Origin of the sequence: Mesorhizobium sp. B3-1-9 (assembly GCF_006439595.1) — a bacterium.
Taxonomy (GTDB): domain Bacteria; phylum Pseudomonadota; class Alphaproteobacteria; order Rhizobiales; family Rhizobiaceae; genus Mesorhizobium.
In genome coordinates this window covers 127,887-145,990 of sequence record NZ_VFTJ01000004.1, presented here as the reverse complement: position 1 = coordinate 145,990, position 18,104 = coordinate 127,887, and the positions used below count along the sequence as shown (strand labels likewise).

Here is an 18,104-nt window from a genome sequence, read left to right as displayed (position 1 = left end):
GGGAATTGGATGCCCCTCGGTGATCCCCTTCCAGCGTTTAGGGATAAGCTAAGCACTGACACATGAAATCATAATTTTCGCTCCGCCAGCCCGTCACTAAAAGCAAACCGGACCTCCATCGCAGCGGCGAAAGCCCTATCGAAAGAGACGTGGATATGTCGGTTGAGAAGGTAGACACGCTCGTCGTCGGTGGCGGCCAGGCCGGGGTGGCGATGAGCGAGCACCTGAGCAAATGCGGGGTGCCTCATCTTGTCCTCGAACGCGGCCGGATCGCCGAACGCTGGCGCTCGCAGCGGTGGGACTCCCTGGTCGCCAACGGTCCGGCCTGGCATGACCGGTTTCCGGGCATGGAGTTTCCCGTGACTGGCCCCGATGGCTTTCCTTCCAAGGAGGAGGTCGCCGACTATTTCGTCGCCTATGCAAAGCAGATCAACGCGCCGATTCGCTGTGGCGTGGAGGTCAAGCTCGTGCAGAGAAATGTCGGCCGTCCGGGATTTCGCGTCGAGACGTCGGATGGCGTGATCGAAGCCAACAGCATTGTTGCCGCGACCGGACCTTTCCAGGTCCCCGTCATCCCGCCCGTCGTTCCTGCGGATGCCGGCATCCTGCAAATCCACTCCAGCGCCTACCGCAACCCGGCGCAGCTGCCAAAGGGTGCGGTGCTGGTGGTCGGCGCGGGATCCTCAGGCGTGCAGATTGCCGACGAGCTGCAGCGCTCAGGCAGGCGCGTCTATCTCTCGGTCGGTCCGCACGATCGCCCGCCGCGCGCCTATCGCGGCCGCGACTTCTGCTGGTGGCTGGGCGTTCTCGGCAAATGGGACCTGGAGACCCCGGGACCCGGCACGGAACATGTCACGATCGCGGTCAGCGGCGCTCGCGGCGGCGAGACGATTGATTTCCGCCGCCTGGCCGCGCAGGGGCTTACGCTTGTCGGCATGACAAAGACATACCAGGACGGCGTGATGACTTTCGCGCCGGACCTTGCAAAGAACATTGCCCGCGGCGACGCCAATCTGATGTCGCTGCTGGACGAAGCCGACGCCTATGTTGCCCGCAACGGTCTCGACCTTCCGGAAGAACCCGCTCTGCGCAAGATCGACCCTGATCCGGACTGCGTGACCAATCCGATTCGCGAACTCGACCTGGCCGAGGCCGGGGTCGCGACGATCATCTGGGCAACGGGCTTTGCCGTCGATTACAGCTGGCTGAAGGTCGACGCTTTCGACGAGAAGGGCCGGCCAAGGCATCAGCGCGGCGTCTCGGTCGAGCCCGGGATCTACTTCCTGGGACTGCCCTGGCAGTCGCGAAGAGGGTCGAGCTTCATATGGGGCGTCTGGCACGATGCCAAGCATGTGGCCGACCGTATTTCGACGCAGCGCAAATATCTGGCCTATCACGCCGCCGCGACCCGCGAGCCCGTGGACGCCTAACCAAAGCTGCGAGCCCGACCCTTATGGAGACCAAGATGGCGCATACGCGAATTCGCAAATTCAACACCAAGGACACCTATCCCGAGCAGAAGCTCGACAATGATCTCTGCCAGGCGGTCGTCACGCGTGGCGGCCGGACCGTCTATCTGCGTGGGCAGTGCCCGCAGGACCTCGATACGGCGAAGAACATCGACAGCCACGATCCGGTCGAACAGACCCACAAGGTCATGCAGAACATCAGGCAGCTCATCGAGGAATGCGGCGGCACGATGGAGCATCTGGTGAAGGTGGTTATCTACATCACCGACGTCCGCCATCGCGAAGCCGTCTACCGGACGATGGGCGAGTACATCAAGGGCGTCCATCCGGTTTCCACCGGGCTGGTCGTATCGGCCTTGGCGCGGCCGGAATGGCTGGTCGAGATCGACGGCACCGCCGTCATCCCGGACTGAACGCCATGACCTTTTCCATCGTTGCACGGTGCCGGCGCACAGGCATGTTCGGCGTCGCGGTGTCATCGTCGTCTCCCGCGGTCGCGGCGCGTTGCGCCTACGCGCAGGCCGGCGTCGGCGCGGTCGCCAGCCAGAACGTCACCGACCCGACTCTCGGGCCACGGGCGCTTGAGTTGATGGCGCGCAGCGCCTCGGCCACGGAGGCCGTCGCGATCCTGAAGCGCACGGACGCTTTTATCGAATACCGGCAGATACTGGCTGTCGACGCCGCGGGGGTCAGCGCGATCCACTCCGGGCCGAAAGCGCTCGGCATCTGGGCCGAGGCGCGCGGCGAGGACGTGGCCTGCGGCGGCAACCTGCTTGCAAACGACGGCATCCCGCGTGCCATGGTCGACGCCTTCCTTGCCTCCGAAGGCGATCTCGGCGATCGGCTGATCGCCACGATGCGCGCCGCGCTCAAAGCAGGCGGCGAGGCGGGGCCAGTCCGCTCCGCCGGCATGAAGCTGGTTCGCGATGTCTCCTGGCCCGTTGCCGACCTGCGTTGTGACTGGACCGAGGACTGCCCGATCGAGCAGCTGGCAACGTTGTGGGACATCTACAAGCCCCAGCTCGATGCCTACGTGACCCGCGCCCTCAACCCGTCCGGCGCGCCGAGCTACGGCGTCCCCGGTGACGAATAGTCCGGCCAGTTCTGGAGTCAGCATGAGCGAACTCAGCCACAAGGAGTGGGTCGGCAAGGCGTCGGCGATCCGTTTTCGCGACAAAGCCTTCATCGACGGCAAGGCCGTGCCGGCGCGCTCCGGCCGAACCTTTGCCAGCATCAATCCGGCCACGGGAGCGACGCTCGCCGAGGTCGCCTCCTGCGGAGAAGAAGACATCGATCTGGCCGTCGCCGCGGCCCGGCGCAGTTTCGAGGCCGGCATGTGGTCGCGAACGGCCCCCGCGCATCGCAAGCAGGTGCTGCTCAGGCTGGCGGAGCTGCTGCGCGAGAACCTGCCGGAGCTGGCGCTGCTGGAATCGCTGGATATGGGCAAGCTGGTCAAGGACGCGGCCACCATCGACGTGCCGGGCTCGGCGGCGATCTTCCAGTGGTATGCCGAGGCGATCGACAAGGTCTATGACGAGGTGGCGCCGACCGGCCATGGCGACTTGGCACTGGTACGACGCGAGCCGCTTGGCGTCGTGGGTACCGTGGTGCCGTGGAATTTCCCCCTCGACATGGCGACCTGGAAATGCGCGCCGGCGCTGGCGGCGGGCAATTCGGTGGTGCTGAAGCCGGCCGAGCAATCGCCTTTCTCGGCGCTCAGGCTGGCGGAGCTTGCCATGCAGGCGGGCCTGCCCGCCGGCGTGCTCAACGTGGTGCCCGGCCTCGGCGAGACGGCCGGCCAGGCGCTTGGCCGGCACATGGACGTCGATTGCCTCGCCTTCACCGGGTCGACCGCCGTGGGCAAGCTGTTCCTGCAATATTCCGGCCAGTCGAACATGAAGCAGATCTGGCTGGAGACCGGCGGCAAGAGCCCCAATCTGGTGTTCGCGGATTGCGCGGACCTGGACGCGGCGGCCGATATGGCCGCCTTCGGCATCTTCTTCAACCAGGGCCAGGTGTGCTCGGCCAATTCCCGGCTTCTGGTGGAACGCGGCATCAAGGATGCGTTGGTCGAGAAGCTGGCCGAGCGTGCGGCGGCAACGCAACCCGGCGACCCGCTCGATCCGGCATCCAGGATGGGGGCGATGGTCGACGCGCGGCACGCCGCGACCGTCATGCGCTTCATCGATGGCGGCAGGAAGTCGGCCCGGTTGGTTACGGGCGGCGGCCGGATCTCGGTCGACGGGCGCGGCAGCTTCGTGCAGCCCACCATCTTCGACAATGTTGCGCCCGAGGATCCGCTTGCCCGCGACGAGATATTCGGCCCGGTGCTGTCGGTCATCGCCTTCGACACCGAAGACGAGGCGCTCCGGATTGCCAATGACAGCGTCTACGGGCTGGCGGCATCGCTTTGGACCGACAGCCTGTCGCGGGCGCACCGCATCGCGGAAAGACTGCGGGCGGGCACGGTTTCCGTGAACACCGTCGATGCGCTGAGCCCGATGACGCCCTTCGGCGGCTTCAAGCAGTCCGGCTTCGGCCGCGACCTGTCGCTGCACGCGCTCGACAAATACACGGCGCTGAAGACCACCTGGATCAAGTACTGAGGACCGTGACCTTGATCACCGGGTGCAAACCGGCAACATAGGACCATGCCGCTCCGCTTCACACTCAGACAACTCGAGTACTTCGTCGCCGTCGGCGAGGCTGGTTCGATTGCCAAGGCAGCCGAGCAGGTCAATGTCTCGCCGCCCTCGATCTCGGCCTCGATCGCCCAGCTCGAAGCGGAGTTCGGCGTCCAGCTCTTCGTGCGCAAGCACTCGCATGCCCTGGCGCTGACGGCGGGCGGGCGCCTGTTCCTCAAGGAAGCCGCGCGCCTGCTCAACGATGCGGATGCGCTGCATGACATTGCCGGCGATATCGCGGAAAAAGTGCGCGGACCGCTGGCGATCGGCTGCCTGCTGACCTTCGCGCAGATCGTGCTGCCGGCGCTGCGCCGGAAATTCGAGGACGCCTATCCGGATGTGCGCGTCAGGCAGTTCGAGCGCAACCAGGGGCAATTGTTCGAGATGCTACAGCGTGGCGAAATAGACGCAGCACTGACCTACGATCTCGAATTGTCGCAGGACATGACGTTCGAGCCGCTGATGCAGCTGCCGGCCTATGTCATGCTGCCGGCCGCGCATCGCCTGGCCGCGAGGGCGGGCATCACGCCCGAGGAATTGGTCGACGAGCCGATGGTGCTGCTCGATCTGCCCTATAGCCGCGAATATTTCCTCTCGGCTTTCCAGGGCCTGAGGCCCAGGATCGCCGAGCGCACCGGCGACATCGCCGTGATGCGTTCGATGGTGGCCAATGGCTTCGGCTACGGCATCGCCAATATGCGGCCGCTCAACACCATGTCGCCGGACGGCAAGCTGCTGGTCTTCGTGCCCTTGCTGGGGGACCTGCGGCCGCTGACCATGGGAATCGCGCTGCCGAACGCCGAGCACCGCACGCTGACGGTGCAGGCCTTCATCGACCACTGCCGCCGCTTCGTGGTCGAGCAGGGCGTCTTCGGCACCGAACGCATCGTCAAGTGAGCGATATCACGGCCAGCCGTCGGCGAGCCGTGACAGCAGCCTCTCCAGCATCTCGTCGCAACGCCGCAGCTGTTCGACGCTGACGAACTCGTCCGGCTTGTGCCCCTGCGCCATCGAGCCCGGTCCGCAGACGACGGCGGGCGTGCCGAGATCGCGGCTGAACAAGCCGCCTTCCGTGCCGAAAGCGACCTTCATGGTGCTATTGGCGCCGGTCAGCGATTTGACGAAGGCGACGGCTTCCGAAGCGGCCGGCGTGTCGAGACCCGGATAGGTGTTGGTGATCTCGATGTCGATCGCCGCTTCGGGCGCGATCGAAGCGGCGTCGGCGGCAATGCGCGCCGCAGCACTGCGCAGCCTATCGAGAATGCCGGCGGCATCGTCGGCGGCGACGTTGCGGATCTCGAAATCGACCTGGCAAAGGTTGGGCACGATGTTGAGCGCCACGCCGGCATTGATCTTGCCGACATGCACGGTCGTGTAGGGAATGTCGTAGTCGCCGTCGCGAGCGCCGTCGCGGGCCAGCCGATCCTGTTCGTCGCGCAAAGCCCGCACGAAATCACAACCGAGATGGATGGCGTTGAGCGCCAGCGGGGCGAGCGCCGAATGGCCTTCGCGTCCCTGGCAGAGAGCGCGCGCCGAAAGCTTGCCCTTGTGCCCGGTCGCCACCTGCATGTTGGTCGGCTCGCCGACGATGCACAGCAGCGGCCGTTGGGGCGCTGCACTCAGCATTTCGATCAGGTCGCGCACGCCGAGACATCCGACTTCCTCGTCGTAGGAGAGCGCCAGATGCAAGGGTGTGCGCAGCGCCATCTTCCGGGCCTTGAGACAGGCCGCGAGAGCTGAGGCCACGAAACCCTTCATGTCCGCCGCGCCGCGCCCGAAAAGCTTGCCGTCGCGCTCGGTCATCGCGAATGGCGGCAGGGTCCAGTTCTGGCCGTCGACGGGAACGACGTCGGTATGGCCGGACAGCATGATGCCGGGCTTGTCGGCCGGTCCGATGGTGGCAAAGAGATTGGCCTTGTGGCCGTCCGCGCTGTGGATGATCTGGCTGGCGATGCCGCTCTCTCCGAGCAGCTCCGCCGCATAGCCGATGAGGTCGAGGTTCGAGTCGCGGCTCACCGTCGGGAAGGCGATCAGCTTTTCGAGGATCCTGGTGCTATCCATATCTCTTGTTCCGTTGCCGCAGCCGGCTGTTTACATCGCGCCGTAGCGGTCCTGAAGTCGCATTTGGCTCAGCCCCGATTCATCGCAGGCTAATCCATGCAAGGGCGATTAGGCGCGTCCTAATCCGCACAGAAGAAATCCATAGTTTTCCCGCGCCGGCGCCAACTTATGAGTAGTCTCGGCAACTGCGGCAGCGCCAAGCCGACAGGAAGGAAGCACCATGCGCGACCCACGCTACGACATTCTGTTCGAGCCGATGAAGATCGGTCCGGTGACGGCCAAGAACCGCTTCTACCAGGTCCCCCATTGCAATGGCGGCGGTTATCGCGATCCGTCGGCCGCGGCCGAGATGCGCCGGATGAAATCCGAAGGTGGCTGGGGCGTCATCTTCACCGAGCAGACGGAGATGCACCACACCTCCGAGATCACGCCCTTCATCGAGCTCAGGCTGTGGGATGACGCCGATATCCCGGCCTTGGCCAAGATGGCCAAGGCCATGCACGAGCACGGCGCGCTGGCCGGCGTCCAGCTCGCCTATTCCGGCATCAATGGTCCCAACCTCTATACCAAGGAAGTCCCGCGCGGCCCGTCGCCCCTGCCGATCCGCACCTTCACCAACGATCCGGTGCAAGCCCGCGCTATGGACAGAGAGGATATTCGCGATTTGCGCCGCTGGCATCGCAACGCCTTCAAGCGTGCGAAGCAGGCGGGCTTCGACCTGGTCTGCCTATACGGCGCGCACGGCTTCGGCATCATCCAGCACTTCCTGTCCACCGCCACCAACCAGCGCAGCGACGAATATGGCGGCTCGCTGGAGAACCGCTCGCGGCTGATGCGCGAGCTGATCGAGGAAGGGCGCGACGCGATCGGCGACACGTGCGGCCTGACGCTCAGGCTGTCGCTGGACGAGATGATCGGCGAGCTTGGCTTTGCCAATTCGGAAGTCCGCGACATGATCGAGATGCATGCCGAGCTGCCTGATCTCTGGGATCTCGCTCACGGCGCCTGGGAGGATTGCTCGGGACCGTCGCGCTTCAAGGAAGAGGCGGCGCAGGAAAGCCTCGTCTCCGGCGTCAAGAAGCTGACCTCGAAGCCGGTCGTCGGTGTCGGCCGCTTCACCTCGCCGGATGTCATGGTCAGGATGATCAAGTCGGGCACGCTCGACTTCATCGGCTGCGCCCGCCCGTCGATCGCCGATCCCTTCCTGCCGAGGAAGGTCGAGGAAGGCCGCATCGAGGATATCCGCGAATGCATCGGCTGCAACATCTGCATCACCGGCGACATGACGATGTCGATCTCGCGCTGCACCCAGAACCCGACCTTCATGGAGGAATGGCGCAAGGGCTGGCATCCGGAGCGCATGCAGGCCAAGGGTGACAGCGACAGCGTGCTGATCGTCGGCGCCGGGCCCGCCGGGTTGGAGGCCGCCCGCGCGCTCGGCCTGCGCGGCTACCAGGTGGCCATTGCCGAAGCCGGCACCGAGCTCGGTGGCCGCGTGGCGCGCGAGTGCCTGCTGCCGGGCCTGTCGGCCTGGGGCCGGGTGCGCGACTACCGGCAGTACCAGCTCAGCCAGATGCCGAATGTCGACATCTATTTCGAGAGCCGGCTGTCGGCGGACGACATCCTGTCCTTCGGCTTCCAGAACGTAGCCATCGCCACCGGATCGATCTGGCGTCGCGACGGCGTGGCACGCGCCCATGTCGTGCCGATGCCGATCGACGCCGCAATGCCGGTCTACACGCCCGACGATCTGATGGGCGGCAAGGTGCCCTCCGGCAACGTCGTGCTGTTCGACGACGACCACTATTACATGGGCGGCGTGCTGGCCGAGCTGATGGCGCGCCAGGGCGCGAAGGTGACCTTGGTGACCCCTTCGGCCTATGTCTCGGACTGGACCCGCAACACGCTGGAGCAGGGGGCCATCCACCGCCGCCTGGCGGAGTTGGGGGTCGATATCGTCCTCAACAGGACCGTCACGAGCATCGTTTCGGGCGGCCTCGCGACGGCCTGCGTCTATACCGGCGCGAAACAGGACATGGCCGCCGATGCCGTCGTCCTGGTGACGTCGCGCAATCAGGACGACGCCGTCTGGCACGCGCTGAAAGCCCGGGAAAACGAGTGGGCCAACAATGGCATCCGTTCGGTCAAGGTCATCGGCGATGCGGAAGCGCCGGGACCGATCGCCTGGGCTACCTATGCCGGCCATCGCTTCGCCCGCGAGCTGGACGAAGCCGATATCGGTGACGCGCTGCCTTTCCGGCGTGAGGTGACGGCGCTGGCGGACGGCTAGCGCCGCTCAATTGGGACCCTTCGAGGCGATCGACCGGCGCGGTAGCGCTTTGCTAGATCCGCGCGGCTTCCGTCGGCAGATCGTGCCGAGGCTGAAATGGCTCTGGTCATCCAAGGAAATCCGATATCATCGGCTCCGTTTTGGGACTTCCTTGACCTTTGATATTATTATAATAGCTTCATATCGAAGGGTGATGATGACGGCGAGCAATGCGGTGTAACTTATCGGATCGGGTCGCCTTGGTTACCGGGGCGGCGGGCGCAATCGGAAGTGCCATCGCCAAACGGCTTTCGGATAACGGGGCCGCGGTTGTCGTCGCGGACATCGACATGGCAGGCGCCGAGCGCGTCGCGGCCGGACTGTGCAATGCGAGGGCCTGCGCGCTCGATATTCGCGACGGCCAATCGGTCGATGCCGCGATTGCCAGGGTTTGCGAGCAGTACGGACGGCTCGACATCCTGGTCAACAATGCCGGCGTCAATACCTTGGCGCACCGCGTCACCATAGACGAATTTCCTGCCGAGGAGTGGGATCGCATCACCGGCATCGACCTCGACGGCCTCTACATCATGAGCCGCGCCGCATTGGCGCCGATGCTTGCGGCCGGGAGGGGTGGACGTATCGTCAACATCGCTTCGGTCGTCGGCCTTGCCGCGATGCGCCTGCAAAGCCCGTTCGTCGCCGCCAAGGCCGCCATCGTGCATCTGACGCGGTCGATGGCGATCGAACTGGGCGCCAAGGGGATCCTTACCAATGCGGTCGCGCCCGGCTCGGTGATGACTGCGCTGACCGCCAAGCTGTTCTACGGCGACGACGGCAAGTTCGCCGGTCGCACCCAGGAGTTCCTCGCCCATGTGCCGCTCGGCCGGCCGGCGCAGCCGGGGGAGATCGCCGAGGCGGTGCTGTTCCTGGCTTCTCCGGCCGCCAGCTACATCAACGGCCAGGTGCTGGCCGTCGATGGCGGCTGGACCGCGGGATACATGATGTGAGCGCCGCCATGGAAATCGATCTTGCCGGCGCCACGATCGCGCTGGACGGCGAAACCAATGCGATCGTCGACGCGGTGCTCGCCGCATTGCGCGCCAATGGCGGTCGTATCGTCGAGGGCGTCCCGACGCGCGCCGCCGCCGATATCCTGCTGATCTCGTGTGCGCTACGCCCGGGAACGAAAGCCGAAGATCCGCGCTCCTGGTATGCCGACGCGCGCAAGGCCGCCATGGCGATGACCGAGCGCGGCGGCCGCATCGTCTTCCTGATCTCGGCGGTCGCCGGCATGCCGATGCGTCGCCATCCGCGCTTTTCCATGGAGAACGCGTCGATCCTTGCCGGGATGCGTGCCCTGGCCATGGAATTCGGGCCGAAAATCCTGGTCAATGCGGTTGGCTTCGGCGCGGTCGAGGACCACGCCTTCGTTTCGGGCGACAAGGCGATGCTCAGCCACACGCCGGTCGGCCGCGCCGGCAGCATCGAGGAAGCGGTCGTCGCGGTGCTGTTCTTCTGCGATCCGTTGAACAGCTACACCACCGGGCAGATGCTGGGCGTCGACGGCGGCTGGGCGGCGGGCTATGGGCGCAACTTCTGAGGCGCTGACACTGAGGGCAGGGGCGCTGGATGTCGAACTGGCACCGGCAATCGGCGGCAGCGTCAGCGCGATGCGCTGGCGCGGCGTTGATCTCATGCGCCGGCTTTCGGATGACGATCGCGATGCGGGCAACGTGCTGGGCGTCGCCATGTTCCCGATGGTGCCCTACGCCAACCGCATCGCCGGGAACGAATTCGACTTCGGGGCAAGGCGCTGGCGGGTTCTGCCCAACAATCCGCCTGAGACATTCAACGTGCATGGCAGCGGCTGGAAACAGCCGTGGACCGTCACCGGAAGCGGTGCCGCCGCGGCCACGCTGGTGCTTGAGGTCGCCGCCGGCGCGGAACCCTATTCCTATCGCGCCGAGCAGGCCTTCGTCGTCTCGGAGGAGGGTCTCGGCGTGACCATGACGCTGACCAACACCGGGCCGGTTCCCATGCCGTTCGGCTTTGGCCTGCATCCCTGGTTCGATCGAGATCGCGGCGTGACGCTGCAATTCAGCGCCGGGCGCTTCCATCTCGAAGAGCCCGAAGGCATTTCGGGCGATCCGATCACGCTGCCGCCCGAACTGGATTTCGCGAAGGGCGGGCCGCTGCCCGACGGTTGGCGCAACAATGACTACGGCGGCTGGACCGGCGAAGCGATCATCCGCTTTCCGTCGCGCGGCGCCGGATTGCGGATCGCCGCCGATCCCGTCTTCAAGCATCTGATGCTCTATGCCAACCCGACCAAGCCCTATTTCTGCCTGGAACCGCAGACGAATGCCTCAGGCGCTTTCGGCCGTGGCCGATGGAGCGATCCGGATGAAGGCGTGATCGTGCTTGGGCGCGGCGAAAGCGCGGCGGGCGCCGTCTCGTTCATGCCGTTCGCGCTTCCACCCGGGGCAGCTTAGAGCAGCCGGGCCAGGAGACCGCCATCCACCTGCATAGCGCTGCCGGTGACGAAGGACGAGGCGTCCGAGATCAGGAAGCCGATGGCGCTGGCGATCTCGGAGGGGTTGGCGATGCGGGCGATCCTGTTGGGTTCGAAAGAGAGGCCCAGCGCTTCCGCGCCGCCGGCCGCCTCCAGCCCGTCCAGTGTCATTCGGGTGGCGACCGAGCCGACAAGCACCGCGTTGACGCGGATGCGGTCGACGGCATAGTCGAGCGCCATCTGTCGCGACAATCCAACGACCGCCGCCTTTGTCGCCGCATAGGCTGGCACGCCGGGAACCGTGGCATCGGCGTGCACCGAGGCGATGTTGACGATCGAGCCGCCGCCAGCCGCGCGCAGCAGCGGCAAGGTCGCGCGGCAGACACGGAAGATGGCGGTCAGGTTGACGGCAATGGTCCTGTCCCAGTCTTCGTCGGAAAGCTCCTCGAGCCGCTTGCCGGTCGGATAGATGCCGGCGCAGTTGACAACGGCGTCAAGCCCGCCGAACCGCTCCGTCGCCTCCGCCACGGCCGCTCGCACCTCGATTTCGCGGGCGAGATCCGTCTTGCGAAAGATCAATTTGTCGCCGGCGTAACGGCCGGCAAGCGCCTTGCCCTCCTCGGCATCCAGCCCGGCGCCGAACACGGCCGCGCCCTGAGCGACGAGATGCTCGGCCGTCGCCCTGCCGATGCCGGTGGCCGCGCCGGTAACCAGAACGCGTTTGCCGGCGAACATCATGGCAATACCTGCACCTGCGAAGCGTGGCGTTCTGCTTGCGCCGTGGTCACCGAACGCAGCACGCGATCCTCGCCGCCTTCGCCGCGCCTGAATTCGTCGACGATGCGGCCATCGGCAACGACGAGGCAACGGTCGCAAAGACCGATCAGCTCCTCGAGCTCGGAGGCCACGATCAGCAGGCCCACGCCCTTTTCGGCAAGATCGACCACGAGCCGGTAGATTTCGTGCCGGGTTGCCGCGTCGACGCCCTTGGTCGGCTCGTCGAGCAGCAGCACTTTCGGTGCGCGCATCAGCACGCGGGCGAACAGAAGTTTTTGCTGGTTGCCGCCCGAAAGATGGCTGACCGAAGCCTGCGGCGACGATGCCTTGACGTTGAGCGCGCGCATGGCGGCCAGGATGGAGCTTCGTTCAAGCCCGCCGCGCACGACGCCGCGCCGCGACAAGGGGGCGAGATTGCCGATGGTGATGTTGGCGCCGACCGGCAGATTGAACAGCAGGCCGTCGCGCTTGCGGTCCTCGGTCAGAAGCGCAATGCCGGCGGCACGGGCGTCGCCTGGCGATCTGATCGGCAGGGACTCGCCGGCGACGCGGATTTCGCCCGTGGCCGGGACGCGGCCGTAGATGCCGTGCAGTATCTCGCTGCGGCCGGAGCCAAGCAGGCCTGCAAGCCCGACGATCTCGCCAGCGGCCACCGACAGATTGATGTCCTTGGCGCCGTGGACGGCGCCGCTGTGGCCGGCGACGGTCAGATCGCGAACCTCCAGCGCGGTTGGGGCTCCGGCAGGGGCCGCATGCTCGGGAAACAGCCGCTGCAATCGTTGTCCCGACATCGAGAAGATGAAGGTCTCGGCGTCGAAATCCTCCCTCGCGATGCGCACCGCCACCTGTCCGTCGCGCAGCACCGTGGCGCGGTCACAGATGGCCAGCACTTCCGGCAGCCGATGGGTGATGTAGATCATCGCCACACCTTGCGCCTTGAGGCGTCGCAGCACGCTGAAGAGCGCATCGACCTCGGTGCCGGAAAGCGAGGCGGTCGGCTCGTCCAGCATGAGCACGCGCGGCTTCATGACGATGGCGCGGGCAATCATCACCAGATGTCGCTGCGCCGAAGTCAGCGATGCGACATAGGCCCTGGGATCGATGCCGATGCCAAGCTCGGCAAAAATCTCGCCCGCCTTCTGTTCCAGTTTCCGCTGGTGGACCATGAAGCCGTCGCCCAGCCCCGTGCGGCCGGCAAAGACATTCTCGGCGACCGAGAGCTGCTCGAGCACTTCGATCTCCTGCGGCACATAGCCGACACCGTTCGACCGCGCGTCGGCGGGCGAAGCGAAGCTGACGGGCCTGCCGTCGAGCTTGATGGTGCCAGCATAAGAGCCGGCCGGATGCACGCCGTTGAGGATCTTGACGAGCGTCGACTTGCCGGCGCCGTTCTGGCCAAGCAGAGCGTGAATCTCGCCCGGAATCACGTCGAAATCCACGCCGCGCAGCGCCTGCACGCCGCCGAAGCTCTTGGCGATTGCGGTGGCCGACAATAGCGGTTCTTGGGCGGCGTTGGGCAAGGCGATCCTCTCGGCGGATGCCGGGTCCGGGCAAGCCGCGGACCCGGCGGTGGGCGTTACTGGCCGGCGTTGTCCAGCATCTTGTAATAGGGGTCGAGGTCGGCGGCGGTGATCACCTTGGCCGGCAGCGGGTTGCTGTAGGGGACGGCCTTGCCCTGGGCGAGATCGCCGAGCAGTTCGGCAACCTTGGCGCTCTCTTCATAGAGCGGCTGCGCGACGATGCCGTAGGCGGCGCCCGATTTCACCAGGTCGAGATTCTGCCTGATATAGTCCATGCCGATGATGACGACGTCGCGTCCAGCCTTGCGGGCCGCGCCCGACCAGGTCTGGATGCTGTTGCCGGTGGTGCCGAAGGCCGCGGTCACGTCCGGATTGCCTTGCAGGATCGCCACCGCCTTGGCCTCGGCCGCCGATGGTTCGAAGCCTTCCATCTGGGTGTCAAGCACCTTGATGTTGGGGTACTTCTCGGCGATGGTCTTGCGGAAAGCGGCCGACATGGCGTTCTCGGTATCGTTGGACGCACCCTGGGTGAGCGCCACTGTGCCCTTGCCGCCGAGCTTTTCGCCGATTGCGACGGCGGCGTTCTGGCCGGCGCCGGCAATATCCTCGCCTGTCGCTGCCTTCAGCCCCTGGACCGTGCCTTCCGGCGGCAGCACATGCCAGGTCACGATCGGGAATCCCTCCTTGGCCAGCTTGGAAATGTAGGAGTAGATCGCCGGATCGGGACCATAGACGCCGATCGCGTCGTATTTGGTGCGGGCCAGGGCGGCTTCGGCCAGCGGCAGCGTTGCTGGAATGTCCCAATTCGTCGCGCTCGGGTCGCCGACGACTTCGCAGATGTAGCCGAGCTCCTTGCATTTGTTGAGGAAACCCGCCTGCATCAGCCGGTGCACAGGGTGATCCTTCATCGCCTGCACCCAGAGCAGGTGGATGTCGGCCGCCTGGGCGAGGCTCGCCGAACCCAGCGACGTGGCAGCCGCCACGGCCGCGAAAGCAGTGCGGATCAGTCCTTTTCTCAAATCGATTTTCATGTCCTACCTCCCTTGCTTCACCGGCGTTCTTGCCGGCGTAAGATCTGCTGTTCGCGTCATCTTCCGGCGTTTGGAAATGGTCCGTGCGTGAGTTCGTTGCTCCTCGTGGCCGGCTATGCGCCGGCGATGAAGTAGCGGCGGCGCACAATGTCGAGCCCAACGGCCATGACCATGATCACGCCCACCGCGATCTGCTGCCAGTTGGAGTTGACGCCGATGACGACGAGGCCGCTCTGCACAACCTTCAGCATCAGGATGCCGACAACGCCGCCGGCGACCGTGCCGGCGCCGCCGAACAGGCTGACGCCGCCGACCACGACTCCGGCGATGACCGTCAGTTCCCAGCCGCTGCCGATCGAGGTGCCGCCGCTGCCGAGATCGGCCATGACGAACATGCCGGCAATCGCCGCCAGCGCGCCGACGACGATGAAGGCGCCGATCTTGTAGGCGCTGGTGTCGATGCCGACGAGGCGCGCCACTTCCTGGTTGCCGCCGGTGGCGTAGATGTTGCGTCCAAGCACGGTGCGCCGCAGGACGAAATCGGCGGCGATCGCCGCGACGATGAAGAAGGCAAAGCTCCAGCCGAGGCCGAAGGCGAGGTCGGTGCCGCCGATCGCACTGATCGCCTCCGGCAGCGGATAGACGGGGTAGCCGCCCGTCACCACCTGGATCAGGCCCTGGCCGATGAACAGCATGCCGAGCGTCTGGATGAAGGCGGGGATGCCGAGCCTGACGACGATAAGGCCGTTGACCAGGCCGATCAGCGCACCAACGCCCACACCGCCTAGAATGGCGACGGTCACCGGCAGCGCGGCCGCCGTCATCAGCTTGGCGGCGACGACCGCGGACAGCCCGGCCACCGAGCCGACGGACAGGTCGAACTCGCCGGCGACCAGAAGGATGGTCTGGCCGATGGCGATGATGCCGACAAACGACACGACGTTGAGAATGGCGCGGATGTTGCGCTCCGACAGGAAAGCCGGTTCGAGCAGCCAGAAGAAGACGATCAGCAGAGCCATCGCCGCCAGCACGCCCACTTCGCCGATGGCAATGAAGCCGATCAGCCGCCGCCGGAACGATTGCCCATCCCGGGGCGGCGATCTCACGTCAGCCGCGCTTTCCATCCTGACCTCCCTGGCGGCGCACGCCACCGGCCCCGCAACCGGCACTGTCGCGCCCACGCCGATCCCGGCGCACTCCTCTACGTCATTAAGATTATAATATTATAACTTGTCAACGACGAAATTTCACAGATTGCGCGATGCTGGCCACGTCGCTGGAAAGCGCCCGCCACAGCCGCTATGAATGGCTCAGAGCCGGATGATTTCAGGTCGTTTCGACCTGAAATCTGAATGCGTCTCTGAAGCAAAGAATAGAGCATGATGTCGTCCGAAAACCGCTTCATCCTTTTCGGCATCATGCTCTGGTCGTGCGACCCGGAGCTGGGTTTTTCCCTTGGCGCATCGTGCTTTGTTGGAGCTTGGCGATGACGGATGGGTCACGGGACGACCCTGGCGGAAACACACCGTCGCAGCGCCTCGGGGTTCGCGAGATCGCGAGACGCATCGGCGTCGCGCCCATAACCGTGTCGCGCTCCCTGTCCAATCCCGGCAGGGTCTCAGCGGAGACGCGTGCCAAAGTTCTGGAAGCCATAGAGCAGATCGGCTTCGTGCCCAACCAGCTTGCTTCCAGCATGCGCGGCAACGGTCGCATGATCGGGACGGTTGTGCCGCCGCTGATCAATTCGGGCATCGCAGAGCAGGTGCAAGGCATGTCCGACGAATGCCATGAGGGCGGCTATTCGATGCTCCTGGTGCAGGGCGAATTCACGCGGGAAGCCGAGGAGAAAGCGATCCGCACGCTGCTCGGCTGGCGCCCGGTCGGCATGATCCTTCAGAGCTTCGTGCAAAGCGAAACGGCGCGCGCCTTGCTGAAGGGCAGCGGCGCGCCGGTGGTCGAGATCTCCGAGGTCAAGGGCCGCGATCCGATCGACATGGTGGTCGGCGTCTCCAATTTCGAAACCGCCTACGCCATGACCATGCATCTGGCCGCCAAGGGCTACAGGCGGATCGGCTTCGTCTCGACGCCGATCCACGGCAATGACCGCCTGCAACAGCGCCGCACCGGTTATCACGCGGCGCTGACCGAGCTCGGCATCAAGAACCATGACGCTATGGAGGTCGAGGTGCCGATCACCGCGCAGGGCGGCGCCGAGGCGCTGATCACGCTCACGTCACGGCACAAGGACATCGATGCCATCTTCTTTTCCAGCGACACGCTGGCCGTCGGCGCCGTGCAGGAATGCCACCGGCGGGGTTGGGCGGTGCCCGGCAGGATCGCCATCGCCGGTTATGGCGACATGGACCTCGCCGCGCAGCTCTATCCGCGGCTGACCACGGTGAAGGTCAATCGCTACGACATGGGCCGTCGCGCCGTGCGGCAATTGCTGGCGAGACTGGGCGGCGACGGCGAGGTGCCGGCCGTCACCAGCCTAGGCTTCGAGATCATCGACCGTGAAAGCGCCTAGTTTTTCGTCATGCACCGGCGGAGCAGCCGCGAAGCGGCGTCGCTCACGGAGGCCTTGCCAGTTTAGAGGCCAGGTTTCCCCGCTTCTTCCCGTCGCCCCAGGCGCTTCTCCCAGCCTTCGGCATGGACGTTGAGATAGGCGTTGGGGTCGTAAGGGTGGTCCTTGATCGCATCGAGGTTGAGATCGATGCCGAGCCCCGGCGCTTGCGGCAGCGACAGGTGACCATTGTCCGGGTTGACGGTCGGGTGCCAGGTCACCAGCTCGCGGGTCCACGGATCGTTGAAGGCGTCGAAATGCTCCTGGATCAGGAAATTCGGCACCGCCGCCGCCAACTGCAGGCATACCGCCGTCGCCACCGGTCCGCCGCTCTGATGTGGCGCGATATGGCTGCCATGGGCTAAAGCCAGATTGGCGACCTGCATCGATGGCGCGATGCCGCCAAGGGACATCGGCTCGGGCTGGAAGATGTTGACGCCGCCGCCGGCCGCCAGCGTGTAGAACTGGCCGACCGTGTCGTACATCTCGCCGGTCGCCACGGGAAGGGGCGAGCGGTGCGCCACCTCATGCACGGTCTCCTGACGGTCGCGCGAGGTCGGCTCCTCCCACCAGTAGATGTCGAGGTCGGCGAATTTCTGTGCCGCCTGAAGTGCTGCGATCTCGGTGAAGCGCGCATGTACGTCGATCAGGATCAGCGTGTCGCGTGGCAGCTCGTCGCGCAGTTTGCGGCAGATCGCGTAGGAAAGATCAAGCTCCTCGCGTGAAATGAAACCTTGCGCCGTGCCGAACGGGTCGAGCTTGAACGCCTTGAAGCCTTTCGCCAGAACGGCCCTCGCGGCTTCGAGAAAGGCCTCCGGCGTGCGCTCGGTGCGATACCAGCCATTGGCATAGCCAAGCACGCTGTCGCGCACCTGCCCGCCGAGAAGCTGGTGGATCGGCACGCCCAGGCCTTTGCCCAGAATGTCCCAGCAGGCGACCTCGATCGCCGCGATCACCGTGCGGTGGATGTGGCCGCCGTCGAGCGAAACACTGTCCAGCATGCGCTTGGCCAAAGCGTTGATGCGGCGCGGATCCTGGCCGATGGCGAGATGCTTGAGCTCATGCACGCCGGCTTCGGTGGTCTTGATGAAGCCGTTCAGCGTGCCTTCGCCGACGCCGTGAATGCCCTTGTCGGTATGGACCTTGACGAACAGCCAGTTCTTCCAGCCGGCGCCGACGGCAAAGGTCTCGATGTCGGTGATCTTCATGCGGAAT

General features: G+C 65.4%; 16 protein-coding genes. 10 read left to right on the top strand and 6 right to left on the bottom strand.

Annotated features, from left to right (window positions below; genetic code table 11):
* Window positions 1–155: 155 nt before the first annotated feature.
* Genes FJW07_RS09230 through FJW07_RS09210 form a run of 5 tightly spaced genes read left to right on the top strand, consistent with a single transcriptional unit; the run spans window position 156 to window position 5,050 of the window.
* Window positions 156–1,430 (top strand): NAD(P)/FAD-dependent oxidoreductase, encoded by a 1,275-nt coding sequence (locus FJW07_RS09230; protein WP_140651205.1) that lies wholly within the window; start codon window positions 156–158, stop codon window positions 1,428–1,430.
* Between the two features lie 35 nt (window positions 1,431–1,465).
* Complete coding sequence (locus FJW07_RS09225) at window positions 1,466–1,882, top strand: RidA family protein (protein ID WP_140640275.1); 417 nt, start codon at window positions 1,466–1,468, stop codon at window positions 1,880–1,882.
* Between the two features lie 5 nt (window positions 1,883–1,887).
* A complete protein-coding gene (locus tag FJW07_RS09220) occupies window positions 1,888–2,562 on the top strand; it encodes a DUF1028 domain-containing protein (RefSeq protein ID WP_140855945.1) in 675 nt (224 codons plus the stop codon).
* Between the two features lie 22 nt (window positions 2,563–2,584).
* A complete protein-coding gene (locus tag FJW07_RS09215) occupies window positions 2,585–4,075 on the top strand; it encodes an aldehyde dehydrogenase (RefSeq protein WP_140855943.1) in 1,491 nt (496 codons plus the stop codon).
* A 45-nt stretch (window positions 4,076–4,120) separates the two neighbouring features.
* The gene (locus FJW07_RS09210) at window positions 4,121–5,050 is read left to right on the top strand and encodes a LysR family transcriptional regulator (protein ID WP_140677000.1); all 930 of its coding nucleotides are present in this window, start codon (window positions 4,121–4,123) and stop codon (window positions 5,048–5,050) included.
* A gap of 6 nt (window positions 5,051–5,056) precedes the next feature.
* Here the strand turns inward: FJW07_RS09210 and argE are convergent, their stop codons facing one another.
* Window positions 5,057–6,214 carry an acetylornithine deacetylase gene (gene argE, locus FJW07_RS09205; RefSeq protein WP_140855942.1) on the bottom strand — a complete coding sequence of 386 codons (1,158 nt, stop codon included), beginning with the start codon at window positions 6,212–6,214 and terminating at the stop codon, window positions 5,057–5,059.
* Window positions 6,215–6,434: 220 nt separating this feature from the next.
* Here argE and FJW07_RS09200 point away from each other — a divergent pair, with 220 nt between their 5' ends.
* The 4 genes from FJW07_RS09200 to FJW07_RS09185 all read left to right on the top strand — a co-directional run bounded on the left by FJW07_RS09200 (window position 6,435) and on the right by FJW07_RS09185 (window position 10,978).
* Window positions 6,435–8,504 (top strand): NAD(P)-binding protein, encoded by a 2,070-nt coding sequence (locus FJW07_RS09200; RefSeq protein WP_140855940.1) that lies wholly within the window; start codon window positions 6,435–6,437, stop codon window positions 8,502–8,504.
* A 209-nt stretch (window positions 8,505–8,713) separates the two neighbouring features.
* Window positions 8,714–9,493: an SDR family NAD(P)-dependent oxidoreductase gene (locus FJW07_RS09195; protein WP_140855938.1), complete on the top strand. Its 780-nt coding sequence runs from the start codon at window positions 8,714–8,716 to the stop codon at window positions 9,491–9,493.
* The gene (locus tag FJW07_RS09190) at window positions 9,490–10,086 is read left to right on the top strand and encodes an SDR family oxidoreductase (RefSeq protein WP_246680718.1); all 597 of its coding nucleotides are present in this window, start codon (window positions 9,490–9,492) and stop codon (window positions 10,084–10,086) included. The genes FJW07_RS09195 and FJW07_RS09190 overlap by 4 nt, the downstream gene beginning before the upstream one ends.
* Complete coding sequence (locus FJW07_RS09185) at window positions 10,070–10,978, top strand: aldose 1-epimerase (protein ID WP_140855936.1); 909 nt, start codon at window positions 10,070–10,072, stop codon at window positions 10,976–10,978. Before FJW07_RS09190 ends, FJW07_RS09185 begins: the two co-directional genes overlap by 17 nt.
* On the opposite strand, the gene FJW07_RS09180 is transcribed toward FJW07_RS09185, so the two are convergent.
* The 4 genes from FJW07_RS09180 to FJW07_RS09165 form a co-directional block, all read right to left on the bottom strand.
* Window positions 10,975–11,736 carry an SDR family NAD(P)-dependent oxidoreductase gene (locus FJW07_RS09180; protein ID WP_140855934.1) on the bottom strand — a complete coding sequence of 254 codons (762 nt, stop codon included), beginning with the start codon at window positions 11,734–11,736 and terminating at the stop codon, window positions 10,975–10,977. The genes FJW07_RS09185 and FJW07_RS09180 overlap by 4 nt on opposite strands.
* The gene (locus tag FJW07_RS09175) at window positions 11,733–13,268 is read right to left on the bottom strand and encodes a sugar ABC transporter ATP-binding protein (protein ID WP_246680717.1); all 1,536 of its coding nucleotides are present in this window, start codon (window positions 13,266–13,268) and stop codon (window positions 11,733–11,735) included. Before FJW07_RS09175 ends, FJW07_RS09180 begins: the two co-directional genes overlap by 4 nt.
* Before the next feature lie 83 nt (window positions 13,269–13,351).
* Window positions 13,352–14,326, bottom strand: coding sequence for a substrate-binding domain-containing protein (locus FJW07_RS09170; RefSeq protein WP_140855930.1), 975 nt, complete (start codon window positions 14,324–14,326; stop codon window positions 13,352–13,354).
* Between the two features lie 113 nt (window positions 14,327–14,439).
* On the bottom strand, window positions 14,440–15,432 hold the full coding sequence (locus tag FJW07_RS09165) for an ABC transporter permease (RefSeq protein ID WP_246680716.1): 993 nt from the start codon (window positions 15,430–15,432) through the stop codon (window positions 14,440–14,442).
* Between the two features lie 380 nt (window positions 15,433–15,812).
* On the opposite strand from FJW07_RS09165, the gene FJW07_RS09160 reads away from it, so the two are divergent.
* Window positions 15,813–16,853, top strand: a complete 1,041-nt coding sequence (locus tag FJW07_RS09160) for a LacI family DNA-binding transcriptional regulator (protein WP_140855926.1) — start codon at window positions 15,813–15,815, stop codon at window positions 16,851–16,853.
* A 62-nt stretch (window positions 16,854–16,915) separates the two neighbouring features.
* On the opposite strand, the gene FJW07_RS09155 is transcribed toward FJW07_RS09160, so the two are convergent.
* Window positions 16,916–18,097, bottom strand: a complete 1,182-nt coding sequence (locus FJW07_RS09155) for a mandelate racemase/muconate lactonizing enzyme family protein (RefSeq protein ID WP_140855924.1) — start codon at window positions 18,095–18,097, stop codon at window positions 16,916–16,918.
* Window positions 18,098–18,104: the final 7 nt, after the last annotated feature.